The organism is Micromonospora sp. WMMB235, from assembly GCF_001855515.1.
GTDB lineage: Bacteria > Actinomycetota > Actinomycetes > Mycobacteriales > Micromonosporaceae > Micromonospora > Micromonospora aurantiaca.
Genome location: NZ_MDRX01000001.1, coordinates 4,275,333 through 4,299,887 on the forward strand (window position 1 = coordinate 4,275,333; position 24,555 = coordinate 4,299,887).

The window sequence follows — 24,555 nt, forward strand, 5'->3', positions numbered from 1 at the left end:
GTGTCCACTGGACATGACACAACCAGAGTTGAGTCTATTCCGCTCAACTCTACCCCTGTGACCTGAGTCACCGTCCTCCGGTCCGGCCGGGGAGACGCGCGAGGCAGGGAGTCTCGTGGTCGGCGCGCAGCACGCAACGCCGGCCGCCGTCCAGCTTGCGGTCGCAGAACACCCAATGGCGTACGGACTGGTCGTCCTCCGTCGACACGGTGATCCCGCCCAGCTCCACCACCGCGAGGAACGCCAACGACCGGCCGGCCGTGCGACCGAGCATCTTCGCCCGGGCCAGGTCCGCCGCGCGCACCGGCAGATGGATCACGTACCGCCCGGTCACGGCCGCCCGGCCAGGTCGCGCATCGAGGGAGCCTGACGGGACTGCCACTCGCGCAACGCGCCCTTGATCCGCGCCGTCTCGTCCCGGCTACGTGCGACTTCGGCGTACGCGGCGGCGAGGTCCCCGGCGACGCGGTCGAGGAACGCGGCGACCTCGGCGGGGTCCAGCCCTCGCCGGCACGTCCTGAAACTGTGGCCCCGCACCTGCCAGGGCCGGAGCGGAAGGTACGACGCGGAGCGGTAGGGGCCGCCCGGCGCGGAGTCGGGCGGGCGCGCGTTCCGCCGCTTCGGACGTATTCGCAGGATATTGCGCACGACACTGTCCCTTCTCGCCGAGGACGGGGGTCGGGACGAGCCACGGGGGATGCCCGCCCCGACCCTGGAAGCTCCAGGTGCCATCCGGGAGCGTTCGCCAGCAACCTACAATCGGTACCAGTCGTAGGTCAACGATCGACCCACAATTGCTTGAGGTTGGAGGTGGGTGCATGGTCGAATGGGCATGCCATCCGGGGAGTGTGTATGCCCAAGCAGCAGTACCAAGTGCTCGCAGACGAACTGAAGAGCAAGATCGATTCGGGAGAGTGGCCACCCGGCACCAAGCTGCCGAGCCGCGCCCAACTGTGCAAGGAATACGGCGTCTCCGACACGGTCGTCGGCAAGGCGATGATGATCCTGCGCGCGACCGGCCTCACCGAGACGCTCGAAGGTGTCGGCGTGTTCGTGGCCGAACGGACCTAGACGAGCCGCCCGAGCCGCATTGTGCAGTCTGTAGTTCGGCCCCGGACGCGGTGCGTGCGTGGCAGCGGTAGCCTCACCGGCGTGCGAGTACGTGTCGAACAGACCGCCCTGCCCGGGATCGGCGTACGTCATGATCTGATGACGGAGTCCGGCCGCCGGCTCGGCGTGGTCTCCCACCGCAATGGCCGCCGCGACCTGGTCCTATACGACCCGGACGATCCCGACTCCTGCCAACATGACATACCCCTGACCGACGACGAGGCGGAGGCGCTCGCCGACATCCTCGGCGCGTCGCTGATGCTGGGTCAGCTCTCCGGGCTGCGCGAGCAGGCCGCCGGGCTGCTGACCGAGCAGATCGCCATGCCGGCGGGGTCGAAGTACGTCGGCAGGCGGCTCGCGGACACCAAGGCACGCACCCGGACCAGCGCGTCGATCGTGGCCGTGCTGCGTCAGGGCGCCGTGAACGTCTCGCCCGATCCCACCTTCCGGTTCGAAGCCGGCGATGTGGTCGTCGTGGTCGGTACCCGTCAGGGGCTCGACGGCGTGACCGCGATCCTCGCCGAGACCGATCCGGACGGCTGACGCGTATGCACGAAACCACAATCCTGCTCATCGAGGTCGGTGCGCTGCTGCTCCTGCTCGGCCTGCTCGGCCGGCTGAGCCGTCGCTTCGGCGTCTCGCCCATCCCCCTGTACCTGCTCGCCGGCCTGGCGTTCGGGCACGGTGGTCTGCTGCCGCTCAACGCCAGCGAGGAGTTCTTCGCGGTCGGCGCCGAGATCGGCGTGATCCTGCTGCTGGTCATGCTCGGCCTGGAGTACAGCGCGAACGAGCTGGTGGGCAACCTCCGGTCCGCCGCGCCGGCCGGCCTGATCGACGCGGTGTTCAACGCGCTGCCCGGGTTCGCCTTCGCGCTCCTGCTCGGCTGGGGCTGGGTGGCGGCGGTGGTGCTCGCGGGCGTGACCTGGGTGTCGTCGTCCGGCGTGATCGCGAAGGTGCTCGGCGACCTGGGCCGGGTCGGTAACCGGGAGACCCCGGTGATCCTCTCCGTCCTGGTGATCGAGGACCTGGCGATGGCCCTCTACCTGCCGCTGGTCACCGCGCTGCTCGCCGGGGTCGGCCTGATGAAGGGCGGCATCGCGCTCGCCGTCGCGGTGTTCACCGTGGTCGTGGTGCTGGCCGTGGCGATCCGGTACGGCCACCTGATCTCCGCCGCGCTCTCCGCCAAGGATCCGGAGGCGCTGCTGCTCGGGGTGCTCGGCCTGACCCTGCTGGTCGCCGGTGTCGCGGCCAAGCTCCAGGTGTCGGCGGCGGTCGGCGCGTTCCTGGTGGGCATCGCGCTGTCCGGGCCGGTGGCGCACCACGCCACCGAGCTGCTCTCCCCGCTGCGTGATCTGTTCGCCGCGGTCTTCTTCGTGTTCTTCGGGCTGGTCACCAACCCGTTGGACATGCCGCCGGTGCTGCTGCCCGCGCTGCTGCTCGCAGTGGTGACCATGGCGACGAAGGTGGCCACCGGCTACCTGGCCGCCCGCCGGGCCGGGATCGCCGAGCCCGGACGCTGGCGGGCCGGCCTGGCGCTGACCCCGCGCGGCGAGTTCTCCATCGTCATCGCCGGGCTGGCCGTCGCGGCCGTCTACCCGGTGGAGCCGAAGCTCGCCGCGCTCGCCACCGCGTACGTGTTGATCACGGTGGTGACCGGGCCGCTGCTCGCCCGCCTGCCGGACAGCCCGTGGTTCAAGCAGTGGCTGCGCACCCGCGCCGCCGCCGCACGGCCGCCCGCGCCGCTGCCCCTGGGCACCGGCGACTGACCGGGCCGGGCCGGATCAGCCGCAGGGCAGATCCGGCCCGGCGTTGTCAAATTGATCCCGGGAAGGTCTACCCCTGCTCCGTCCAACCGCGTTAACGTTTCGGCCCAGCAGCCAGGGTCCGCGGGTGGCCTGCGCCCCCGCCAGCGCAAGCGGAAGGTCGGCCGGTGAGCGTGCAGGAAGAGACGTTCCGCGGCTTCGCCAACCCGGTCGATCCCTCGCCCGCCGAGCTTCGGGCGTGGGCCTATCAGCCGGATTCGGTGCCGCTGACCTCGATGCCGCCCGACTGGGATCTGCTGGTCGCCGGTGACCATCTGGTGCAGACGCTGTTCGATCTGGCCATGGATCAGGGCTGCCCGGCGCGGCGGTTCACGCTGCACTGCCTGTACATCTACGCCGCCGACGGCATCCGGACGAACTTCCGCGCCCACCCCAAGCGCCGGTTCCGCAAGCTGGTCGAGCAGGCCGAGAAGTCCGGCGACGACCTGATGCGCAACTGGGCGCACAACAGCCGGGTGCTGCTCGCCCGGCCGGATCTCTTCGTCTACCGGGACTGGTGCGAGGGCGGCCTGGTCCGCGAGAACCGCCGCCTCTGACCACCTCGACCCGCCCACGTCGACCTCACTGGCCACGTCGACCCGACCGGCCTGGTCGATCATGAACTTGGCGGTGTTTGGTGTCCGGTTTGTCGCCGCCAACTTCATGATCGACCGCGAGGGCGGGTGGGTGGTGCCCGCCCGGAGCAGCCCGACGTCCCGGCCGGCCCTGCAGAACACGAACGGGCCGGGATCCCCCGTGGATCCCGGCCCGCACGTCGGCGGATCGTCTAGGTCGACCCGCCCTGCTTCTTGCGCCGCTCGTCGTCCCGCGCCCGGTCCACGCCGTGGTCCGTCTGGTCGGCGAAGCGCCCTTCCTTGACCTTGTCGCTGAAGCGTCCCTCGGTGACCCGGTCGAACCGCTCGCGCACGTTCTCGGCCACCTTCTCCAGCCGTTCCTCCGCGCGCTCGGCCACCTTCTTCGCCGGTTCCGTCATGACTCCCCCCGCCAGCCCGGAATCCGCTTTGGGGCTTTTGCCCCTATGGAAAAGCCTAGTTGACCCCGCTCTGCCGTACCCCGCTTTCCCCGCGAACCGCCCGGGGAACGACGAAGGCCGGCGCGGCCCCGGGGGAGCGGGGCGCGCCGGCCTTCAGGTACGGAATCAGCGGTCGGGAGCGCGGCGCGGACGCCAGACGACGAGCGCGGTGGACGTGCGGTTGGTGGGCACGAGGTCGCCGCGGGGGAAGCCGCCGAGCGACTCCAGCTCGGCGATCCGCCGGTACGCGGCGTCCAGTTCCGCCTCCAGCCGGGCCACCCGCTGCTGCGCCTCTTCGAGCAGCCGCTCCAACCCGATGATCCGCTTGACCCCGGCCAGGTTGATCCCGTCGTCCTGGCTGAGCCGCTGCACCTCGCGGAGCAGCACCACGTCCCGGACGCTGTACCGGCGACCGCCGCCGGACGCCCGGCCGGCCTGCACCAGGCCCAGCCGGTCGTACTGGCGCAGCGTCTGGGGGTGCATCCCCGCCATCCGCGCGGCCACCGAGATCATCAAGACCTTGGCCTCGTATGCCTGGTCACCCGAGCCGACGTACTCCTCCGACATGCCCGCTCACCTCCGGTGCCGCCGTCAACTGAATCGACGTACCCGCGCGTCGAGATGTTGCCGCGCGGCGGGCGGAGTCTGCGCCGCGAAGGTCTCCAGCGCCGCCCGCGCCTCGTCCGAGACCTTCGCCGGAACCACCACGTCGAGCGTGACCAGCAGGTCACCGGCGCGGCCGTCCTTGCGTACGACGCCCTTGCCGCGGGCGCGCAGCACCCGCCCGCTGGGCGTACCCGGTGGCACCCGCAGGGTCACCGTCCCGTCCAGGGTCGGCACGCGCAGGTCCGTGCCGAGAACCGCCTCGGCGTACGTGATCGGGACGTTCAGGGTCAGGTCGTCCCCGGTGCGCCCGAACAGCTCGTCCGGGCGGACCTTCACCTGCACGAACAGGTCGCCCGCCGGACCGCCCCGCTCGCCGGGCTCACCTCGGCCGGCCAGGCGGATCCGCTGCCCGTCCGACACCCCGGCGGGGAAGCGGACGTGCAGCGTGCGGGTCTTGGTGACCCCGCCGGTGCCGTGGCACTCCGGGCACTTCTCCTCGACGATCGTGCCGACACCCTGGCAGTTGCGGCACGGCTCGGAGAAACTGAACGACCCCTGGTTGCGGGTGGTCACGCCGGCACCGTGGCAGACCGGGCAGGCCACCGGCTGGGTGCCGGGCTTCGCGCCGTTGCCGTGGCAGGTGTCGCAGACGCCGGGCGCGCGCAGCGTCAGCGGCAGCGTGACGCCGCGTACCGCGTCTTCGAAGTCGAGCGCCACCTCGGTCTCGACGTCCCGGCCGCGGGCCGGGCCGCGCGGACGTGCCGGACCGCCGCCACCTGCACCGCCGGAGAAGATCGAGCTGAACAGGTCGGTGAAGCCGCCGCCGCTGAACCGGCTGTCCCCACCCCCGGCACCGCCGCCGAACAGGTCGGAGACGTCGAACGGCATGCCGCCCGGCTGGCCCGCGCCGCGGGCGTTGCGCCGGAAGGCGCCGGAGCCGAACAGCGAGCGCATCTCGTCGTACTCACGGCGCTTCTTCTCGTCACCGAGCACCGCGTACGCCTCGGAGACGGTCTTGAACCGCTCCTCGGCGCCGGTGTCGCCGGGGTTGTGGTCCGGGTGCGACTCCCGGGCCAACTTGCGGTACGCCTTCTTGATCTCGTCCGAGGAGGCGGACTTGTCCACGCCCAACGCGGCGTAGTAGTCCTTCTCGATCCAGTCCTTGGAACTCACCGGTCCACCCCCTTCCACGGGTCGAACCCCGGTCGTCCCGCCCGCCCGGTGCGGGCGGGCGGGACGTCACGGGTCGGCACTACTCCGGGTCCGCGACCGCGACCATGGCGGGCCGCAGCAGCCGCTCGCCGAGCTGGTAACCACGGCGCATGACCTGGACGCAGGTCGGCTCCGTCACGTCGGCGGAGGTCTGGTGCGCCACCGCCTCGTGCCGGGTCGGGTCGAACGGGTCACCCGTCTCACCGAACGCGGTCAGGCCGAACTTCGCGAGCGCGCCGGTGAGCTGCTCGGCCACGCTGCCGAACGGTCCCACCAGGTCGCCGTGCTCACGGGCCCGGTCCAGGTCGTCGAGGATCGGCAGCAGCGCGGTGAGCACCGCCCCGGTGGCCTGTTCCTGAACCAGGTTGCGGTCCCGGTCGACCCGCTTGCGGTAGTTGGCGTACTCCGCGGTCACCCGCTGGAGGTCGCGGGTGCGCTCCTCCAGGTCGGTGCGGAGCGACTCCAGCTCGGCGCCGAGCGGCGCGTCCGGGCCGGTCCCGCCGTTCGGCTCGGCGGGCGAGTCGACCACGGTCGGACCGCTGACCTCGGCCTCGCCGCCGATCTCGTCGACCACGACCTCGGCCTCCTCGACCAGCCCTTCGGCGGGCGCGTCGGCGGCCGCGTCGGCCGCCGAGGCGTCGTTCGCCGGCTGCTCGGTCACCTTGCCGAGCTTGCGCTTGTCGCGGATGACGACCCGGGGTTCGTCGCCGGTGTCCTTGCCGGCGCCCGGCGCCGACCCGGTGGCACCCGGGCCGGCCGCTCGTGGCTTGTCCGTCATGCGGTTACCTCATCCCTCTGCCGTGCGAATCGTGTCCGGGACCGGATGTCACTTCTTGTCCTCGTCCACGATCTCCGCGTCGACCACGTCGTCGTCGCCACCGGCCTTCGGGCCACCGGCCGCACCCGCGCCGGCACCCGGCCCGGCCGCACCCGGTGCGGTCTGCTCGCCCTCCTGCTGCTGGGCGTAGAGCAGCGAGCCCGCCTGCTGGGAGACCTGCGCCAGCTTCTCGTGCGCGGACTTGATCTTCTCGATGTCCTGCCCGCCGAGGGCGCTGCGCAGCTCGCCGAGCGCCTCGTTGAGCTGGTCACGGTTCTCGCTGGGCAGCTTGTCGCCGCTCTCGGCGAGGAACTTCTCGGTCTGCCACTGGAGCGCCTCGGCCACGTTGCGGGTCTCGGCCTCCTCACGGCGGCGCTTGTCCTCGTCGGCGTGCTCCTCGGCGTCCCGGCGCATCCGCTCGATGTCGTCCTTCGGCAGCGAGGAGCCGCCGGTGATCGTCATCTTCTGCTCCTTGCCGGTGCCCAGGTCCTTGGCGTGCACGTTCACGATGCCGTTGGCGTCGATGTCGAACGTGACCTCGATCTGCGGCACGCCGCGCGGGGCCGGCGGGAGACCGGTCAGCTCGAAGGTGCCGAGCTTCTTGTTGTAGGCGGCGATGTCCCGCTCGCCCTGGAACACCTGGATCAGCACCGACGGCTGGTTGTCGTCGGCCGTGGTGAACACCTCGGAGCGCTTGGTCGGGATGGTGGTGTTGCGCTCGATGAGCTTGGTGAAGATGCCGCCCTTGGTCTCGATGCCCAGGCTCAGCGGGGTCACGTCGAGCAGCAGGACGTCCTTGACCTCGCCCTTGAGCACACCGGCCTGGAGCGCGGCGCCGACGGCGACGACCTCGTCCGGGTTGACGCCCTTGTTCGGGTCGCGGCCGGTGAGCTGCTTGACCAGGTCGGTCACGGCCGGCATGCGGGTCGAGCCGCCGACCAGGATGACGTGGTCGACGTCGGAGATCTTGATGCCGGCGTCCTTGACGGCCTGCTCGAACGGGCCCTTGCAGCGGTCCAGCAGGTCCTGCGTCATGCGCTGGAACTCGGCGCGGCTGAGCGTCACGTCCAGGTGCAGCGGGCCGGCCGAACCGGCGGTGATGTACGGCAGGTTGATGTTGCTGGTGGTCGCGGCGGACAGCTCGATCTTGGCCTTCTCGGCGGCCTCCTTGAGCCGCTGCATGGCCATCTTGTCCTGCGAGAGGTCGATGCCGTGCTCGCCGCGGAACGTCTTCACCAGGTGGTCGATGATGCGCTGGTCCCAGTCGTCACCACCGAGCTGGTTGTCACCGCTGGTGGACTTGACCTCCACCACGCCCTCGGCCAGCTCCAGCAGGGACACGTCGAAGGTGCCGCCACCGAGGTCGAAGACCAGGACGGTCTGCTCCTTGGAGCCCTTGTCCAGGCCGTACGCCAGGGCCGCCGCGGTCGGCTCGTTCACGATCCGCAGCACGTTGAAGCCGGCGATCTCACCGGCCTCCTTGGTGGCCTGGCGCTGCCCGTCGTTGAAGTAGGCCGGGACGGTGATCACCGCGTCGGTGATCTGCTCGCCCAGGTACGCCTCGGCGTCCCGCTTGAGCTTCATCAGCGTGCGCGCCGAGATCTCCTGCGGGGTGTACTTCTTGCCGTCGATGTCGACGGTCCAGTTGGTGCCGATCTCACGCTTGACCGACCGGATGGTCCGGTCGGGGTTGGTCACCGCCTGGCGCTTGGCGACCTCACCGACGAGCACCTCGCCGTTGCGGGCGAACGCGACGATCGAGGGAGTCGTACGCGAGCCCTCGGCGTTGGCGATGACGGTGGGCTCACCGCCCTCGAGAACGCTGACGCAGGAGTTCGTCGTGCCGAGGTCGATGCCGACCGCACGTGCCATGTTCGCTTCCTCGCTTCATAACGGGTGAGCAGGTCAGACGGCCTGCCCGGCGGGTCGCCCGGAAGCGACCGCACCACAAGTTGAGTGAACTTGACTCAATAGTGCCACGCGATCGCCAATCCGCAAGTCGGGGTTGAGCCGACCCGGCGCAACCCGACCGTTACTACTGTCCGGTTGTCTTACCTTGCGTCGGTCGGGCACGCTTTAGCGGTGACGACGCATGGCGATTCCGCCACCCGTGCCGGCGCGCCCGCCGTCGCAGCCCGCACCGGAGCCACCACGGGCGACGACCAGCCTGCTCACGCCGCCGACGGCCTGCCCGCCGCGCTCACCGGCCTGCGCGCGGCGATCGGTGCGGCCCGCTTCCCGCTCGCCCTGCCCTCGGCCGAGCCGGCCCGGCACGCCGCAACGAGCCTCACCGACCAGCTCGACGACTACCTGCTGCCCCGGCTGGCCCGGCTCGACGCCCCGCTCCTGGTGGTCGTCGGCGGTTCCACCGGCGCCGGCAAGTCGACGCTCGTCAACAGCCTGGTCCAGGCGCGGGTCAGCGCGGCGGGTGTGCTCCGCCCCACCACCCGCTCCCCGGTGCTGGTGTGCAGCCCGACCGACGCGGCCTGGTTCCGGCAGGGTGAGCTGCTGCCCGGTCTGACCCGGACCACCGAGCCCAGCGAGCAGCCGGGCACCCTGCACCTGGTCACCGCGCCGGCGCTGCCGCCCGGCCTGGCCTTCCTCGACGCGCCCGACATCGACTCGGTGGTCGACGCCAACCGGGCGCTCGCCGGTCAGCTGCTCGCCGCCGCCGACCTCTGGCTGTTCGTCACCACCGCCGCCCGGTACGCCGACGCCGTCCCCTGGGAACTGCTCCGCAGCGCCCGCGCCCGGGGCACCGCCGTGGCGATGGTGCTCGACCGGGTGCCCCCGGAGGCAGCCGACGAGGTCGCCGCCCACCTGTCCGAGATGCTCGCCGAGCAGGAGCTGGGCGCCTCGCCGCTGTTCGTGCTGCCGGAGACCTGGGTGGACGGGCAAGGGCTGCTGCCGGACCGGATCACCGCGCCGCTGAGCGACTGGTTCGCCCGGCTCGCCGCCGACGCCGAGGCCCGCGCCGCGGTGGTCCGGCAGACACTCGACGGCGCGCTGGCCGCGGTGCACCCGGTCGTCGAAGGGCTGGCCGAGGCCGCCGACGAGCAGGTCACCGCCGCCGACGCGCTGGACGAGCGGGTCCAGGCCGCGTACCGGAGCGCGGAGCGGAGCGTCGACCAGGGGCTCAGGGACGGCCGGCTGCTGCGCGGCGAGGTGCTGGCCCGCTGGCAGGAGTTCATCGGCACCGGCGACTTCTTCCGCGGGCTGGAGGCCCGCATCGGGCGCCTGCGCGACCGGGTGGTCGCGGCGGTCACCGGGCGGCCCGCTCCCGCCGCGGAACTGCGTACCGCGATCGAGTCCCAGCTCGTCACGCTGCTGCGCGGGGTGGCCGCCGAGGCGGCGGAGAACGCGTACACCGGCTGGAAGGCGCACCCGGCGGGCGCGGCGCTGCTGGAGCCCGACCTGGCCCACCCCTCGGCCGACCTGCCGGAGCGGGCCGAGCAGCTGGTCCGCGACTGGCAGCGCGGCGTGCTGGAGCTGGTCCGGGTCGAGGGCGGCGACCGGCGGTTCGTGGCCCGCACGGCCGCGTACGCGGTGAACGCCACCGGCCTCGCCGTCATGATCGGCGTGTTCGCCTCCACCGCGTTCATCCCGACCGGGCTGGAGGTCGCCGCGGGCACCGGCACGGCGGTCGCCGGGCAGACCGTGCTCCAGGCGATCTTCGGTGACCAGGCGGTGCGCAACCTGGCCCGCAAGGCCCGCGTCGACCTGCTCGACCGGGTCGGCAAGCTGCTGGCCGAGGAGGCCGGGCGCTACCTGAGCCGCACCGAGGCCGAGCGCCCCGCAGCCAACGCCGGTGCGGCGCTGCGCTGGGCCGCCGTCGAGGTCGAGCGGGCCCGGCACCGCAGCGGCCTGTTCCCGGCCCCCGAGCAGGACGGTCGCCCGTGAGCGCGAGGAGTGAGCCGGTCCTGCGAGCCCCGCAGTCGCGAGCAAGGACCGGCACCGTGAGCGCGAGGAGTGAGCCGGGTCTGCGAGCCCCGCAGTCGCGAGCAAGGAACGCACCGTGAGCGCGAGCAAGGACGGCACCGTGGGCAACATCGTGGGACGGATGCGCGAGGCGATGCGGGGCGAGCAGCGGGTCGACCCGGACACCCTGATCGAACGGCTGACAGCGATCCAGCGGTTCCTCGGCGCGGTGGACGGCCACGTGCCCGACGCCCAGCTCGTCGCCGCGCACACGGTGGTCGAGCGCGCCGGTGACCGGCTGGCGCTCTCCGGCCGCCACACGGTGGTCGCGCTCGCCGGCGCGACCGGCAGCGGCAAGTCGAGCCTGTTCAACTCGCTGGCGCGGCTCGACCTGTCGCCGGTGGGCGTACGCCGGCCGACCACCGGTGTGGCGCACGCCTGCGTGTGGGGCCCGCTCGACGGCGCGGTACGGCTGCTCGACTGGGTCGGGGTGCTGCCCCGGCACCGGTTCGTCCGGGAGAGCCCGCTGGACGCCGACGACGAGTCGAACCTGCACGGCCTCGTCCTGCTCGACCTGCCCGACTTCGACTCGGTGCAGCACGGCCACCGGCTGGAGGTCGACCGCCTGCTCGGCCTCGTCGACCTCGTGGTGTGGGTGGTCGACCCGCAGAAGTACGCCGACCGCGTGATCCACACCAGCTATCTGCGCGAGTTCCACAGGCACAAGGACGTCACGGTCGTGGTGCTCAACCAGGCCGACCGGCTGCACCCGACCGAGCTGCCGAAGGTCCTCGACGACCTGCGCCGGCTGCTCGACGCCGACGGGCTCGGCGGGGTGCCGCTGCTGCCCACCGTCGCGGTGGACCCGAACGGGCTGGAAGGGCTGCGGACCGAGCTGGAGCGTACGGTCGCCGAACGGCAGGCCGCCTTGCGCCGGCTCTCCGGCGACGTGGACGCCGTGGTGGCCGATCTCGAACCGCTCGTGGGGCCGGAGCCGCCGCGCACCCGGCCCGGTGACGCCTCGGCGCAGGAGCTGACCCGGGCACTGGCCGGGGCGGCCGGGGTGCCGACCGTGGCGGCGGCGGTCGAGGGCGCGTACCGGCATCGGGCGGTGAGCAACACCGGCTGGCCGCTGCTGCGGAGCTGGCGCAAGCTGCGGCCGGATCCGCTGCGCCGGCTGCACCTGCCCGGGCGGGATCCGGACGCGCCCGCGGAGAGCCTGGTCGCGGCCACCTCCGTACCCGATCCGACAGCCGCGCAGCGCTCGGCGCTGACGCTGGCGATCCGCGCGGTGGCCGAGCGGTCCGGTAGCGGTCTGCCGGCGCCGTGGCCGACCGCGGTGACCGCCGCGGCCCGGGCCCGGCAGGCCGACCTGCCGGGCGCGCTCGACCACGCGGTCGCCGCGACCGACCTGGGCATGGACCGGCGGCCCGGCTGGTGGCGGGTGGTGGGCGTGCTCCAGTGGGTGGTCACCCTCGCCGCGCTGGCCGGCCTGGTCTGGCTGCTCCTCGGGTACGCGGTGCGCCTGCTCGGCCTGCCGCCGCTCGAACACCCGACGCTCGGTGTGGTGCCCTGGCCCACGGTCCTGCTGCTCGGCGGCCTGCTGGCCGGGCTGCTCGTCGCGACGGTCACCCGGCCGGTGGTGGGGTGGGCCGCCCGGCGGGCCCGGCGGCGGGCGGAGGAGCGCCTGCTCACCTCGGTGGGCAGCGTCGGGGAGAAGTACGTGCTGGACCCGGTCTGGGCGGTGCTGGCGCGCTACGGCACGGCCCGGGACGCGCTGCGCGAGGCGGGACGGCGCTGAACCCGGCGTGCTGACCGGTGTGGGGGCGGCCGGTGCGGCGTAGGGTCGATGCATGGCCACGCCACAGACCCCCTACGACGCGGTGCTGCACGCCGCGCGCGACGTGACGAGGCTCGACTCGGCCCTGGACGCGGAGATGCTCGGCGCGGCGTTGCTGGGCAGCGTCTACGCCGTCGCGGAGCACGACCGGGAGCGGGCCGTCCGCGAGTTCGTCAGCGGCTTCCTCGCCGCCACGTCCCGGCGCCGCAGCGCCGCCGCGACCACCCTGCGGGCCGTCTTCGCCGCCCTGGTGCCCGACGCCGAGGGCGCCGCCCGGGTCCGGCCCGGCGCGTACGCCCCGTCGTGGGCCGGCCAGCTCGGCCGGGTGCGCGTCACCGGCGCCTGGGCCTACGGCGACGTGTACGGCGACCAGACCTCCTACCTCGCCACGTTCGCGTACGACGACGAGGAGGAAGGCGGCCCGGAGCACGCCCTGGTTGCCCTCGTCGACCACAACATCGGCATCACCAAGGACGTCTTCGTCGGCGGCCCGGCCGGACGGATCGTCGAGCAGGCCCGGGAGATCTGCACCGAGGACGAGTTCACCTGGTTCCGCACCGAGGACCCGGCCCGGATGCACGCCGAGGTGAGCCGCCACCTGGCGGTCACCGACGACCTGACCGAGCTGCCCGCACAGGGCTCGCTCGCCACCGACCGGGCGCTCGTGGGCGCCCGGCTGGCCGCACTGCCCGGGCCGACCCTGCCAGCCGGTCCGGCGGTCGTGCCGCCGCCCACCGACGAGGAGCGCACCCGCCTGGTGCGCGCGTTCCTCGACTCACCCGAGGCGGCCCGGTTCGGGCTGCCCGAGGTGGCCGACGGCGAGCTGGCCTCGCTGCACTTCTGCCTCGGCCTGCTGCTCGACCACGCGGCCAGCTTCCCGGATGCCGACCCGATGCGGTGGAGCCCGATGGTCGCGGAGCTGTTCCTGCTCGACTGGGTGCACCGCCGGGCCGTGCTGGACATGGACGACGCCGCGATGCTGCCCCGGGTGCTGCGCGCCTGGGCGGCGTACGCGGCCCGGCAGCGTGGGCTGTCACAGTCGGCCGCCGCCCGGACGGACGAGGCGATCACCGAGATGGTCCCGGAGTTCGCGCGGCTCTACAGCACCGGCGAGCGGCGCAGCCCGGCCACCGCGGCGGTGGCCCAGCTCATGGCGGACGGGGTGGACCCGGACGACCCGGAGGCGCTGAACGCCTGGATCGAGGCGAACCGCCACCGCCTCACCGACGACCCGGCCTAGGCACTCGCGCCCCGCGTGATTCGGCACCACCTCGTCGAGGTGGCGGCATCCGACCGGCCAGAACCACACCACCACGCCGAGCTGGTGCCGATCATGCGAGACCGACCCCGATCACCTCGCCCCCCCTCGGTGATCCACGCCACCTCGGCGAGGTGGCTGCATCGCGCCGACCGGAACCACACCACCACGCCGTAATGGTGTCGATCATGCAGCCTGCCGTCCCCCGACCGCACCGCTCGACACGAGGGGCATGAACCCGGACACCGTTGATCCACACCACCTCGGCGAAGTGGCGGCATTGGGCCGGCCGGAACCACACCACCACGCCGTAGTGGTATCGATCATGCGCCTGCCATGTCCTGACCACCCCGGCCCGACACGAGTGGGGCATGGCCCGGACCTCGTTGATCCACGCCATCTCGGCGAGGTGGCTGCATCGCGCCGACCGGAACCACACCACCACGCCGTAGTGGTGTCGATCATGTGGCCAGACGCCCCCCGACCGCACCGCTCGACACGAGGGGCACGAACCCGGACACCGTTGATCCACACCAGCTCGGCGAAATGGCGGCATCAAGCCGGTCGGGACTGCACCACCACGCCGGAGTGGTGTGGATCATGAGGTGTGGGAGACCGACGGGCTGGCCGGGTCGGACGGCCCGGCGGAACCCGACGGATCGGCAGGACCGGACGGGTCGGCAGGACCGGACGGGTCGGCAGGACCGGACGGATCCGATGGGCTGGACGGGTCGGACGAACCTGCCGAGGGTGTCGGCTCGGCGGTCGTGACCGACGGCTCGGGGCTCGGGCTCGGCTCGGGCGTCGGCGTGGCCGGGTCCGACGGCGAGTGCGACGGCGACGGTGAGGGCACCGGTGACGGGCGCGGCGGGCGGACCGGGGTGGGCCGGACCGGCGCGGCCGGCGGCGGGGGCGCGGCGACCGGGCGGGACCGGTGCCGGGAGCCGAGGTCGCTGTCGTCGGGCAGGGCCGGTGCCGCCGGGAGCACCGGCCGCGCCGGGGGCACCGATGTCACGTCGACGGCGGGCGTGGGCGTGGACGGCGCCGGGGCCTGGGTGCCCTGGGGCATCGGGATGACCACCGGGCCGACCGAGGGGGTCGGCAGGAACGGCGTGCTGGTGTCGGGGAGGGCGCTGTTGCCGACGGTGGCCGACCCGGTGCTGATCGCGGCGAGGATCGGCATCGACGCGGTGCCGGCGAGCAACGCCACGGTGAGCAGGTAGCCGCGGCTGGGACCGCCCGTTCCGGGGGCGCGGTGCGCGCCCACGACCCGGCGGTACGGGGAGGCGGGCAGGGCCCGGTGCCGGCCAAGGAAGGGCGTACCGGGCGGACCCTCTGGTTCGGACACCGGCACACTCCTCACGCACGGACGGACGAAGAGCACGCGCGGATATTCGGACAAATGCCGCGCAACAGCTCACCGCAAGCTTGACCCAGTGACGCTCAGTTCACCAGCCGCAACCGCGTGTCGACACACATTTTGTACGTCGGCCGCACCCGCCACTGCGGACAAAAGCGCTTATCCGTCGTGAACCCGATCGAACCTCACCGGCGAGGGAGGCCATACTGTGGGCCCGCTCACCTCCTCTGCAATCATTCAGACACGACGGCAACGCAGCCGCCACCTCCGCGTACCCCGCGGCTGGTGCGGAACGGCGCCGGCGCTCCCGGGCCTGGGTCTGTCCCCGACCGACTCCGGCTCACGCCGCGCGGCAACCCCTACCGGGGTCAGGCGCGGTCGCCAGGGACCGACCCGGCACCAGCCGGGCGGGCGCACGAGGTGCTCGGCTCGGGTAACCCCCGGCGCCGGCGCAGACAGACAGGGAGAGACGGATGGCAAAGGGCGACCCCGGGGCCGCCACCCGCAGCAAGCGGGCCGCACCCCGCACCAGGCGCGCCGCCGCGACCGGTGAACCGGAACTCGTACAACTGCTCACCCCCGAGGGTGAGCGGATCGAGAGCGCGCTCGGCCCGGACGGGACCGAGTACCGCGTCGACTTCACCGACGAGGAGTACCGCGGGCTGTACCGCGACCTCGTGCTGGTCCGCAAGCTGGACGCCGAGGCCACCGCTCTGCAGCGCCAGGGCGAGCTGGGACTGTGGGCCAGCCTGCTGGGCCAGGAGGCCGCGCAGGTCGGCTCCGGCCGGGCGCTGCGTACGCAGGACATGGCCTTCCCGACCTACCGCGAGCACGGCGTGCTCTACTGCCGCGGCATCGACCCGATCATGCCGCTGGGCCTGTTCCGCGGCGTCGACCAGGGCGGCTGGGATCCGAACGAGTTCAAGTTCAACATGTACACGATCGTGATCGGGGCGCAGACCCTGCACGCGACCGGGTACGCCATGGGTGTCGCCATGGACGGCAAGACCGGCGGCGAGGACGGCGAGGCGGTCATCGCCTACTTCGGCGACGGCGCCACCAGCCAGGGCGACGTCAACGAGTCGTTCGTCTGGGCCAGCGTCTTCAACGCCCCGCTGGTGTTCTTCTGCCAGAACAACCAGTACGCCATCTCCGAGCCGCTGGAGCGGCAGACCCGCGTGCCGCTGTACCGGCGGGCCGGCGGGTTCGGCTTCCCCGGCGTCCGGGTGGACGGCAACGACGTGCTCGCGTCGTACGCGGTGACCCGGCACGCGCTGGACAACGCGCGCAACGGCCAGGGCCCGAGCCTGATCGAGGCGTACACCTACCGGATGGGCGCGCACACCACCTCCGACGACCCGACCCGCTACCGCATCGCCAGCGAGGTCGAGGCGTGGCAGGCGAAGGACCCGATCGCCCGGATGAAGGCGTTCCTGACGAAGCAGAAGATCGCCGACGAGTCGTTCTTCACCGAGGTCGACGAGCAGGCCCGCACCGAGTCGGTGCACCTGCGCGAGCGCGTGCTCGCCATGCCCGACCCGCAGCCGGTGACCATGTTCGACCACGTCTACCCCAACGGCTCTCCCGAACTGGACGAGCAGCGGGCCCGGTTCACGCAGTACATGGAGTCCTTCGAGGGGAGCGCGCACTGATGGCCACGGAGACGCTCACCCTCGGCAAGGCGCTCAACACCGGCCTGCGGCGGGCCTTGGAGAACGACCCGAAGGTCGTCGTCATGGGCGAGGACGTCGGCAAGCTCGGCGGCGTGTTCCGGATCACCGACGGCCTCCAGAAGGACTTCGGCGACCAGCGCGTGATCGACACCCCGCTGGCCGAGTCCGGCATCATCGGCACCGCCGTCGGCCTGGCCATCCGCGGCTTCCGGCCGGTCTGCGAGATCCAGTTCGACGGCTTCGTCTACCCCGCGTACGACCAGATCGTGTCGCAGGTGGCGAAGATGCACTACCGCTCGCAGGGCAAGGTGCGGATCCCGATGGTCATCCGCATCCCGTTCGGCGGCGGCATCGGCGCTGTCGAGCACCACTCCGAGTCGCCCGAGGCGTACTTCGCGCACACCGCCGGTCTCAAGGTGGTGAGCTGCGCGAACCCGCAGGACGCGTACGTGATGATCCAGCAGGCGATCGCGTCGGACGACCCGATCGTGTTCCTGGAGCCGAAGCGGCGCTACTGGGAGAAGGGCCCGGTGGACCTGGACGCGCCGATCGCCGACGCGTACCCGCTGCACTCGGCCCGGGTCGCGCGGCCCGGCACCGACGCGACGGTCCTGGCGTACGGCCCGATGGTCCGCACCGCGCTCGACGCGGCCACCGCCGCCGCAGAGGACGGCCGCGAGCTGGAGGTCATCGACCTGCGCACGATCTCGCCGCTGGACCTGACCGCCGCGTACGAGTCGGTGCGGCGCACCGGCCGCTGCGTGGTGGTGCACGAGGCCCCGGGCAACCTGGGTCTCGGGTCGGAGATCGCGGCCCGGATCACCGAGGAGTGCTTCTACTCCCTGGAGTCCCCGGTGCTGCGGGTGACCGGCTTCGACACCCCCTACCCGGCCGCCCGGGTGGAGGAGGAGTACCTGCCCGACCTGGACCGGGTGCTCGACGCCGTCGACCGCACGTTCGGCTGGTGAGCGGCATGTCCCGGATCAAGGAGTTCAACCTTCCCGACCTGGGCGAGGGCCTGACCGAGGGCGAGATCCTCGCCTGGCTGGTCAAGGTCGGCGACGACATCGAGCTGAACCAGCCGATCGTCGAGGTGGAGACCGCCAAGGCGGCGGTCGAGATCCCGGCGAAGTGGGCCGGCCGGGTGCAGGCGATCTTCCACCCGGAGGGGTCGACGGTCGAGGTCGGCGTACCGATCATCGCGATCGACACCGATCCGAACGCCGGGCCGATCGAGGAGTCGACGACCGCGACCCCGGCGTCGGACCTGCCCGCCCCGTCGGCCGCGTCGCTTGCAGCGGTCCAGGTCGCGCCGGCCGAGGGCATGGTCGAGCCGGGCCTGATCGGTGGTGTGGCCCCGGGTGGGCGTACCGCCGTGCTGGTCGGCTACGGCCCGCGCAACGCCCCGGCCAAGCGCCGCCCCCGCAAGGGCGACGCGCCGGCCGCGGCACCGGTTCAGGCCGCCGCCCCGGTGGCACCCGCGCCTGTCGCTCCCGCGCCGGTGGCGCCCGCTCCGGCGCCGGCGGTCAACGGCAACGGCCGGGTCTCCGGCCCGGTTCTGGCCAAGCCGCCGGTCCGCAAGCTGGCGAAGGATCTCGGCATCGACCTGGCCACGCTCACCGGCTCGGGTCCGCTCGGCTCGATCACCCGTGAGGACGTACAGCGGGCGGCGAGCGCGACCCCGGCGGCGGCCGAGCCGCTGACGGTCGCGGCGCCTGCCGCGTCGGCCGCGAGCTTCGGCGCGGACCGCGAGCAGCGCATCCCGGTCAAGGGGGTACGCAAGCTCACCGCGGAGAACATGGCCCGCTCGGCGTTCACCGCCCCGCACGTGACGGAGTTCCTGACCGTCGACGTGACCCGGGCGATGAAGGCGCTGGACCGGCTGCGTGAACGGCGCGAGTGGCGGGACGTGCGGGTCTCGCCGCTGCTGCTGGTCGCCAAGGCGGTGCTCCTGGCCGTCAAGCGGCACCCGATGGTCAACTCGACCTGGGCCGGCGACGAGATCGTGGTGAAGGAGTACGTCAACCTCGGCATCGCGGCGGCCACCGAGCGCGGCCTGATCGTGCCGAACATCAAGGACGCCGGGCGGCTCTCGCTGCGCGAGCTGGCGGACGCGATGACGGAACTGGTGCAGACCGCGAAGTCGGGCAAGACGTCCCCGGCGGACATGTCCGGCGGCACGCTCACCATCACCAACGTCGGCGTCTTCGGCGTCGACACCGGTACGCCCATCCTGCCCCCGGGTGAGTCGGCGATCCTCGCCTTCGGCGCGGTACGGGAGCAGCCGTGGGTGCACAAGGGCAAGGTGAAGCCGCGCCTGGTGACCACGCTGGGCCTGTCCTTCGACCACCGGATCATCGACGGTGAGCTGGGTTCGAAGTTCCTCCGCGACATCGGGGACTTCCTGGCCGACCCGGAGGCGGCGCTGCTCGCCTGGACCTGACGCACCACCGCCCCGGTCACGGCCGGTGTGCCACGGGTGAACGCCCGGCACACCGGCCGTGACTTTTTTGGGAACGGATTCGTCGGATCTGAGGGTGTGAACACCTACGATCCGTAGGTACGTGGTTCAGCTCACCTAATAATCGATGGCGGTGGCCGTTCCGGTGCGCTTAAATAGAGACATCAAGGGGCTGACAACCGAATAGCCAGGAGGAGAGACCCGAGATGAGCATGATCGAGCGAATCCGCACCCGCCGCGACGCCAACCGCCGCGCCCGCGCCATCGAGCACGCGCTGCGCTCCGCCAACTCGCCCGCGGTCCGCGAGGAGCTTCTCGCCATCGCCCAGCGTCACATGAGCTGACGCCATCGACCTTTCTCACCTCCTCCAGTCCGAAGACCCGCCCGGCACCGGGCGGGTCTTCGGCGTATCGGTGTCGGTCGGCACCGGGATTCCACCTCGCTCCACCGCCCGGTACGGTTGGCACGGTCGCCAACCGGCTGACTCCGGACGGACGCGGGACAACGAAACCCATCGACGTCGTCCGGTGACTTTCGGTGACCGCTGATGCTCCCCCGGGCGGCCTCGGGCGACCACCGGATACGGTGCGGGGAGCCCGCACGGCCGGTACCCGCCGGCGACGCCGGCAGCCGTGCCGACGGTTCCCCCGACCGGCATCGGCGGCCGACCTGTGATGGAGGAGGCGCACCCATGACGTCCGAGGCTCCGCACCGCCCCGGCCAGGAGCCGGGCGAGGTGTCGCCGGGCACCGGCGGACCGGTGCCGTACGGCGATCAGCCGGCGCAGCAGGACAACGGGTACAACGGCGCACCCGACCTCGGCTGGGCACCGCCCCCGCCGGCCGGTCGGCCCGCGCAGCCGGCCCCGGCCTGGGCCGCGAACGACGACCAGCCACCCGCGTGGGCCCCGCCCGCCGGGCAGCCGGTGACCGGGCGGGCGACCGCCCAGGTCCCGCAGCCCGCCTGGGGCGGCAACGACCAGGGCAACCCCGCCTGGGCCGGTTCCGGTGGCCCCTCCTGGGGCAACCAGGAGCAGTCCGGCCCTGATCGCGGCGCCGAGCAGGCGCCGCCCGCCTGGGCCGCCACGCCGCCGGGCAGCCCGGCCGAGCCGTCGCAGGCCCTCTGGGCCGCCGAGCAGAACCGACCCGGGTGGGGCTCCGGCGAGCAGCCGGGCTGGTCGCCGTCCGGTGACCCGGCCGCCCGCGGCACCGGTTACGTGCCCGCCCCGGCCACCGTGCCGAACGAGACCTGGGTCACGCCCGCCCCCGCTGACGACCCGCACCGCTCCGGCGGCTTCGCGCCCACCGGCGGGCAGCACGAGGACGCCTCCGGTCGCGCCGGTGGCTGGGCCGCCGCACAGCAGCAGGACGACCCGAACCGCTCCGGCGGCTGGAACCCGCGCGACGAGCAGCCCGCCGCGTCCGACGACCCGAACCGCTCGGGCGGCTGGAACCCGCGGGAGAGCCAGCCGGCCTGGGCGCCGGGTCAGCAGACCGGTGCCACCTGGCCGCCGGCCGACCCGCCCGCCCGTGCCGCCGCCGCGGTCTCCGTGCCGGGCGCCGCCCGGCCGGACAACGCCTGGTCCACTCCGGAGCAGTCCGATCAGGACAACCGCTCCGTCGAGGACAGCGGCGGCTGGCGGGCGACCGGTGGGCCGCAGCACGACGAGGGACAGCGTTCCGGCGGCTGGCCCGCCCCGCAGGCCGAGAACCGGTCCGGCGGCTGGGACGAGCCGGCCCGCACCGAGGACCCGGACCGCTCCGGCGGCTGGGCCGCCGGACGCGCCGCGAGCCCCGCCGAGGCGGCACAGCCGGGCGGCTGGGAGCCGAACCAGAGCCGGCAGGCCGGCGGCTGGGGTGACGGCACCGCCGTACCGCAGCAGCGTGACTCCGGTGAGCAGGCCGGTGCCTGGAGCGGCGCGGCCTCCGTACCGCAGCAGCACGAGCCCGCGCGGCCGTCGGACGAGCCCGCGCAGCCCGGCTGGGGCGCCGCCGCGCCGGCCGAGGCCCGCGCGAGCGTGTCCGTGCCGTCGCCCGACGCGCCCGCCGGCTGGGGCGGCAACCAGGACGAGCGTCCGGCCGCACCGTCGCCCGAGCCGTGGTCGCCGGCCGAGGCGTGGGGCCGGTCCGAGGACTCCGCCCCGGCCTACCAGCCCGCGCCCGCGCCGGGCATCTCCCCCGGCAACGCGGTGCCGCTGCCGGCACAGCAGCAGCGGGTGCCGGGCGCCGCGCTGGCCGCGTCGTCGCCCGCCGACCACCCGGGCCCCGAACCCCAGGGGTACGAGCCGGAGCGCGGCGACGGCGGCTGGAACGAGCCGCAGTCGCCAGCCGTTCCCGGACCGCGTACCTCCCCGGAGGGCGGCCCGGTCTCGGCGAGCGCGTCGGTCCCGGTGGCCAGCCGGGTCACCCCGCCGTCCGACCAGCCGCTGCCGACCAGTGGCCCGGCGCCGCAACCCCGGGTGTACGGGCGGCCCGCCCGCCCGGAGCCCGACGAGGCTCCCGAACAGGACGAGTCCGGGTTCCCCGGCCAGGACGGGCCGCACGGCAACGGCTTCCCCGGCCCGCAGTCCCGGTCCGAGGACGCCGACGGCCCGCACGGGTATGCGGGCGCGCCCTCCTCGCCCGCCGCGCCGCCGTCGTTCCCGGTCGGCGTGCCGTCCTTCGTGGACACCCCCGGCAACACCCGTCCCGCCAACGGCGTACACCCGGGCGGCGAGCAGCCCGACGCCGCCCGTGACCCGTTCGGCGGCCCGCAGAGCCCGTACGGCGCTCCCGGCGGCCAGGACGCGTTCGGCGGCCCGGGTGGGCGGCCGGACCCGTTCGGCGCCCCGGGCGGCCAGCAGGATGCGTTCGGTGGCCCCGGCCAGCAGGACCCGTTCGGCGCCCCGGGCGGCCAGCAGGCGCCGTTCGGCAGCCCGGCCGGCCGACCCGAGCCGTTCGGCGAGCAGGACCGGTTCGGCCCGTCGGCCGGGGGACGCGCCTCGGTCGCGGTGCCCGGCCAGGGCCCGGCTGGTGGCGGCAACGCCTTCCCGCCGCCGCCCCAGCAGGCCCCGCCGGCCTGGTCGCAGGACGGGCCCGGCACCGAGCCGGAGCAGGGCCGCTTCGACGCGTTCAAGCCGGACGCCGCCGAGCCGCAGACCGAGGCGCCCCCGCCGAAGGTGCGCAACGGCCGGGTGCTCGCCGCCGTGCTGATCGCGGCGGTACTCATCCTCGCCGTACCGCTGGGTCTGCTCACGCTGCTCGGCAAGGTCGGCGACGACAAGTCGGCCGGCTTCGACCCGGCGGTCGGCTCCTGCGTGAAGCAGTCCGGCACGAGCGCCGTGGCCGCCGACTGCGGTGAGCCCGGAGCGTTCAGCGTGGTGTCGAAGGTGGACAACAAGGACAAGTGCGCCGATCTGGCGCAGCCCTCGGTCTCGGTCGAGAGCGGCGGGACCACCCGGGTGCTCTGCCTGAAGCCCGCCGGCCAGTAACCGCACGTACGCGGAGCGTCCATCCCTCACCGGGGTGGGCGCTCCGCGTCGTTCCGGTGTGCGTCTGTTCACCCCGGGATCGCCGGGAGCGGGCCCGGCCGGTGCGGCACGATGGGGGCATGAGCGCACGCGTACGGGCACCGGAACTGCGGGGTCGGGCCTGGCTGAACACCGGCGGCAAGGCCGTCACGCTGGCCGACCTGCGCGGCAAGATCGTCCTGCTCGATTTCTGGACGTTCTGCTGCATCAACTGCCTGCACGTGCTCGACGAGCTGCGTCCGCTCGAAGACAAGTACGGCGACGTCCTGGTCGTGATCGGCGTGCACTCGCCGAAGTTCGAGCACGAGAAGGACCCGGCGGCGCTGGCCGCGGCCGTCGAGCGCTACGGCGTGCACCATCCGGTGCTCGACGACGCCGAGATGGACATGTGGCAGCAGTACGCGGCCAAGGCGTGGCCGACGCTCGCCGTGGTCGACCCCGAGGGGTACGTGGTCGCCACCATGGCCGGCGAGGGGCATGCCGAAGGGCTGGCCCGGCTGATCGACGAACTGATCGCCGGCCACGAGGCGAAGGGCACCCTGCACCGGGGCGAGGGCCCGTACGTGCCGCCGGCCGAGCCGGACACCGTCCTGCGGTTCCCCGGCAAGGCGCTGCCGCTCGACGGCGGGAACCTGCTGGTCAGCGACTCGGCCCGGCACTCCCTGGTCGAGCTGGCCGCCGACGGCGAGACGGTGGTCCGCCGCATCGGCGCCGGCTCCCGGGGCCGCACCGACGGCCCGGCCTCCGCCGCCACGTTCGCCGAGCCGCAGGGGCTCTGCCTGCTGCCGCCGCACGTGGCCGAGGTGGCCGGCTACGACGTGGTCGTCGCGGACACGGTCAACCACCTGCTGCGCGGCGTACGGCTGTCCTCCGGCGAGGTGGTCACGGTGGCCGGCACCGGACGGCAGTGGCGCTCGACTGTCGACGACCACGCGCACGACGCCCGCGCGGTCGACCTCTCCTCCCCCTGGGACGTGGCCTGGTACGACGACCGGGTGGTCGTGGCGATGGCCGGCATCCACCAGCTCTGGTGGTTCGACCCGATCAAGCGGACCGCCGGCATGTACGCCGGGACCACTGTCGAGGCGCTGCGCGACGGCCCGCTGCCGGACGTGTGGATGGCCCAGCCGTCCGGGCTGTCCGTCTCGGCCGACGGCGCCCGGCTCTGGGTCGCCGACAGCGAGACCAGCGCGATCCGGTGGGTCTCCGACGGCGAGATGCACACCGCAGTCGGTCAGGGCCTGTTCGACTTCGGGCACGTCGACGGCCCGGCCGACCAGGCGTTGCTCCAGCACCCGCTGGGCGTGTGCGCGCTGCCCGACGGCTCGGTGCTGATCGCCGACACGTACAACGGGGCGGTGCGCCGCTTCGACCCGGAGACCGGCCAGGTGGGCACCGTGGCGGACGGGCTGGCCGAGCCGAGCGACCTGGTGCTCACCGGCGAGGGCGACGTGCTCGTGGTCGAGTCGGCCGCGCACCGGCTGACCCGGCTGGCGCCGGGCGCGCTGACCTCGGCCGGGGCGAACACGGTGGACGGCCCCCGGCACCGGCTGGAACGCAAGCCGACCGACGTGGCGGCCGGGGAGCTGACCCTGGACGTGATCTTCACGCCGGCGCCGGGGCAGAAGCTCGACGAGACGTACGGGCCGTCCACCCGGCTCGTGATCTCGGCGTCCCCGCCGGAGCTGCTGGTCGAGGGTGCCGGCACGACCACCGACCTGTCCCGCAAGCTGGTGGTCAGCGGCGACGTGGCGCAGGGCGTGCTCCAGGTGACCGCCCAGGCGGCGACCTGCGACGCCGACGTCGAGCACGCGGCCTGCCACCTGACCCGGCAGGACTGGGGCGTGCCGGTGCGGGTGGTCACCGGCGGCGCGACCCGCGTGCCGCTGGTCCTGCGGGGCATGGACGAGTCCTGACGGTGCGTGTTAAGAAGGGCCCCTTCCTCTACCGGAGGCG

At 73.3% G+C, this 24,555-nt stretch carries 21 protein-coding genes; 13 read left to right on the plus strand and 8 right to left on the minus strand.

Annotation, left to right across the window (positions count from 1 at the left end; all coding sequences use genetic code 11):
* Positions 1-67: 67 nt before the first annotated feature.
* Positions 68-334 carry a hypothetical protein gene (locus BFV98_RS18685; protein ID WP_013283374.1) on the minus strand — a complete coding sequence of 89 codons (267 nt, stop codon included), beginning with the start codon at positions 332-334 and terminating at the stop codon, positions 68-70.
* Positions 331-648, minus strand: coding sequence for a DivIVA domain-containing protein (locus BFV98_RS18690; protein ID WP_013283373.1), 318 nt, complete (start codon positions 646-648; stop codon positions 331-333). The genes BFV98_RS18685 and BFV98_RS18690 overlap by 4 nt, the downstream gene beginning before the upstream one ends.
* 204 nt (positions 649-852) lie before the next feature.
* Between BFV98_RS18690 and BFV98_RS18695 the strand changes: the two genes are divergently transcribed.
* The 4 genes from BFV98_RS18695 to BFV98_RS18710 all read left to right on the plus strand — a co-directional run bounded on the left by BFV98_RS18695 (position 853) and on the right by BFV98_RS18710 (position 3,469).
* Positions 853-1,071: a winged helix-turn-helix domain-containing protein gene (locus BFV98_RS18695; protein WP_013283372.1), complete on the plus strand. Its 219-nt coding sequence runs from the start codon at positions 853-855 to the stop codon at positions 1,069-1,071.
* 81 nt (positions 1,072-1,152) lie between these two features.
* Complete coding sequence (locus BFV98_RS18700) at positions 1,153-1,653, plus strand: cation:proton antiporter regulatory subunit (RefSeq protein ID WP_013283371.1); 501 nt, start codon at positions 1,153-1,155, stop codon at positions 1,651-1,653.
* 5 nt (positions 1,654-1,658) lie between these two features.
* Complete coding sequence (locus BFV98_RS18705; RefSeq protein ID WP_013283370.1) at positions 1,659-2,876, plus strand: cation:proton antiporter; 1,218 nt, start codon at positions 1,659-1,661, stop codon at positions 2,874-2,876.
* A 164-nt stretch (positions 2,877-3,040) separates the two neighbouring features.
* The gene (locus BFV98_RS18710; protein ID WP_013473407.1) at positions 3,041-3,469 is read left to right on the plus strand and encodes a hypothetical protein; all 429 of its coding nucleotides are present in this window, start codon (positions 3,041-3,043) and stop codon (positions 3,467-3,469) included.
* Positions 3,470-3,699: 230 nt separating this feature from the next.
* Here BFV98_RS18710 and BFV98_RS18715 read toward each other — a convergent pair whose 3' ends face one another.
* From BFV98_RS18715 to dnaK, 5 genes are all read right to left on the minus strand, one after another.
* Positions 3,700-3,906, minus strand: coding sequence for a hypothetical protein (locus tag BFV98_RS18715; protein WP_013283368.1), 207 nt, complete (start codon positions 3,904-3,906; stop codon positions 3,700-3,702).
* A gap of 165 nt (positions 3,907-4,071) precedes the next feature.
* Positions 4,072-4,512, minus strand: coding sequence for a heat shock protein transcriptional repressor HspR (locus BFV98_RS18720; protein WP_013283367.1), 441 nt, complete (start codon positions 4,510-4,512; stop codon positions 4,072-4,074).
* A 24-nt stretch (positions 4,513-4,536) separates the two neighbouring features.
* Positions 4,537-5,724, minus strand: coding sequence for a molecular chaperone DnaJ (gene dnaJ / locus BFV98_RS18725; protein ID WP_071097238.1), 1,188 nt, complete (start codon positions 5,722-5,724; stop codon positions 4,537-4,539).
* A gap of 79 nt (positions 5,725-5,803) precedes the next feature.
* On the minus strand, positions 5,804-6,541 hold the full coding sequence (gene grpE / locus BFV98_RS18730; RefSeq protein ID WP_013283365.1) for a nucleotide exchange factor GrpE: 738 nt from the start codon (positions 6,539-6,541) through the stop codon (positions 5,804-5,806).
* Between the two features lie 48 nt (positions 6,542-6,589).
* Positions 6,590-8,452, minus strand: coding sequence for a molecular chaperone DnaK (dnaK, locus tag BFV98_RS18735; protein WP_071097240.1), 1,863 nt, complete (start codon positions 8,450-8,452; stop codon positions 6,590-6,592).
* 210 nt (positions 8,453-8,662) lie between these two features.
* Between dnaK and BFV98_RS18740 the strand changes: the two genes are divergently transcribed.
* The 3 genes from BFV98_RS18740 to BFV98_RS18750 all read left to right on the plus strand — a co-directional run bounded on the left by BFV98_RS18740 (position 8,663) and on the right by BFV98_RS18750 (position 13,578).
* A complete protein-coding gene (locus BFV98_RS18740) occupies positions 8,663-10,480 on the plus strand; it encodes an ABC transporter (protein WP_071097242.1) in 1,818 nt (605 codons plus the stop codon).
* Positions 10,481-10,595: 115 nt separating this feature from the next.
* The gene (locus tag BFV98_RS18745; protein WP_071097243.1) at positions 10,596-12,299 is read left to right on the plus strand and encodes a GTPase; all 1,704 of its coding nucleotides are present in this window, start codon (positions 10,596-10,598) and stop codon (positions 12,297-12,299) included.
* Between the two features lie 52 nt (positions 12,300-12,351).
* Positions 12,352-13,578 (plus strand): hypothetical protein, encoded by a 1,227-nt coding sequence (locus BFV98_RS18750; protein WP_071097245.1) that lies wholly within the window; start codon positions 12,352-12,354, stop codon positions 13,576-13,578.
* A gap of 616 nt (positions 13,579-14,194) precedes the next feature.
* On the opposite strand, the gene BFV98_RS32295 is transcribed toward BFV98_RS18750, so the two are convergent.
* Positions 14,195-14,944 (minus strand): hypothetical protein, encoded by a 750-nt coding sequence (locus BFV98_RS32295; RefSeq protein WP_176921707.1) that lies wholly within the window; start codon positions 14,942-14,944, stop codon positions 14,195-14,197.
* 485 nt (positions 14,945-15,429) lie between these two features.
* Here BFV98_RS32295 and pdhA point away from each other — a divergent pair, with 485 nt between their 5' ends.
* The 6 genes from pdhA (at position 15,430) to BFV98_RS18780 (ending at position 24,515) form a co-directional block, all read left to right on the plus strand.
* A complete protein-coding gene (gene pdhA, locus BFV98_RS18760; protein WP_013283359.1) occupies positions 15,430-16,608 on the plus strand; it encodes a pyruvate dehydrogenase (acetyl-transferring) E1 component subunit alpha in 1,179 nt (392 codons plus the stop codon).
* The gene (locus BFV98_RS18765) at positions 16,608-17,597 is read left to right on the plus strand and encodes an alpha-ketoacid dehydrogenase subunit beta (protein WP_071097248.1); all 990 of its coding nucleotides are present in this window, start codon (positions 16,608-16,610) and stop codon (positions 17,595-17,597) included. Before pdhA ends, BFV98_RS18765 begins: the two co-directional genes overlap by 1 nt.
* A gap of 5 nt (positions 17,598-17,602) precedes the next feature.
* On the plus strand, positions 17,603-19,072 hold the full coding sequence (locus BFV98_RS18770; RefSeq protein WP_071098930.1) for a dihydrolipoamide acetyltransferase family protein: 1,470 nt from the start codon (positions 17,603-17,605) through the stop codon (positions 19,070-19,072).
* A 224-nt stretch (positions 19,073-19,296) separates the two neighbouring features.
* The gene (locus BFV98_RS32300) at positions 19,297-19,434 is read left to right on the plus strand and encodes a hypothetical protein (protein ID WP_013283356.1); all 138 of its coding nucleotides are present in this window, start codon (positions 19,297-19,299) and stop codon (positions 19,432-19,434) included.
* Between the two features lie 348 nt (positions 19,435-19,782).
* Complete coding sequence (locus BFV98_RS18775) at positions 19,783-22,560, plus strand: hypothetical protein (RefSeq protein ID WP_071097250.1); 2,778 nt, start codon at positions 19,783-19,785, stop codon at positions 22,558-22,560.
* 119 nt (positions 22,561-22,679) lie between these two features.
* Complete coding sequence (locus BFV98_RS18780; RefSeq protein WP_071097251.1) at positions 22,680-24,515, plus strand: NHL domain-containing thioredoxin family protein; 1,836 nt, start codon at positions 22,680-22,682, stop codon at positions 24,513-24,515.
* Positions 24,516-24,555 lie beyond the last annotated feature (40 nt).

What these genes read in the sequence shown, in the direction of transcription:
- BFV98_RS18705 (WP_013283370.1), top strand. Translation starts at nt 1,659, where the DNA reads ATGCACGAAACCACAATCCTGCTCATCGAGGTCGGTGCGCTGCTGCTC.
- pdhA (WP_013283359.1), top strand. Translation starts at nt 15,430, where the DNA reads ATGGCAAAGGGCGACCCCGGGGCCGCCACCCGCAGCAAGCGGGCCGCA.
- grpE (WP_013283365.1), bottom strand. Translation starts at nt 6,541, where the DNA reads ATGACGGACAAGCCACGAGCGGCCGGCCCGGGTGCCACCGGGTCGGCG.
- BFV98_RS18715 (WP_013283368.1), bottom strand. Translation starts at nt 3,906, where the DNA reads ATGACGGAACCGGCGAAGAAGGTGGCCGAGCGCGCGGAGGAACGGCTG.
- BFV98_RS18770 (WP_071098930.1), top strand. Translation starts at nt 17,603, where the DNA reads ATGTCCCGGATCAAGGAGTTCAACCTTCCCGACCTGGGCGAGGGCCTG.
- BFV98_RS18780 (WP_071097251.1), top strand. Translation starts at nt 22,680, where the DNA reads ATGAGCGCACGCGTACGGGCACCGGAACTGCGGGGTCGGGCCTGGCTG.
- BFV98_RS18775 (WP_071097250.1), top strand. Translation starts at nt 19,783, where the DNA reads ATGACGTCCGAGGCTCCGCACCGCCCCGGCCAGGAGCCGGGCGAGGTG.
- BFV98_RS18720 (WP_013283367.1), bottom strand. Translation starts at nt 4,512, where the DNA reads ATGTCGGAGGAGTACGTCGGCTCGGGTGACCAGGCATACGAGGCCAAG.
- BFV98_RS18750 (WP_071097245.1), top strand. Translation starts at nt 12,352, where the DNA reads ATGGCCACGCCACAGACCCCCTACGACGCGGTGCTGCACGCCGCGCGC.
- dnaK (WP_071097240.1), bottom strand. Translation starts at nt 8,452, where the DNA reads ATGGCACGTGCGGTCGGCATCGACCTCGGCACGACGAACTCCTGCGTC.
- BFV98_RS18765 (WP_071097248.1), top strand. Translation starts at nt 16,608, where the DNA reads ATGGCCACGGAGACGCTCACCCTCGGCAAGGCGCTCAACACCGGCCTG.
- BFV98_RS32300 (WP_013283356.1), top strand. Translation starts at nt 19,297, where the DNA reads ATGAGCATGATCGAGCGAATCCGCACCCGCCGCGACGCCAACCGCCGC.
- BFV98_RS18695 (WP_013283372.1), top strand. Translation starts at nt 853, where the DNA reads ATGCCCAAGCAGCAGTACCAAGTGCTCGCAGACGAACTGAAGAGCAAG.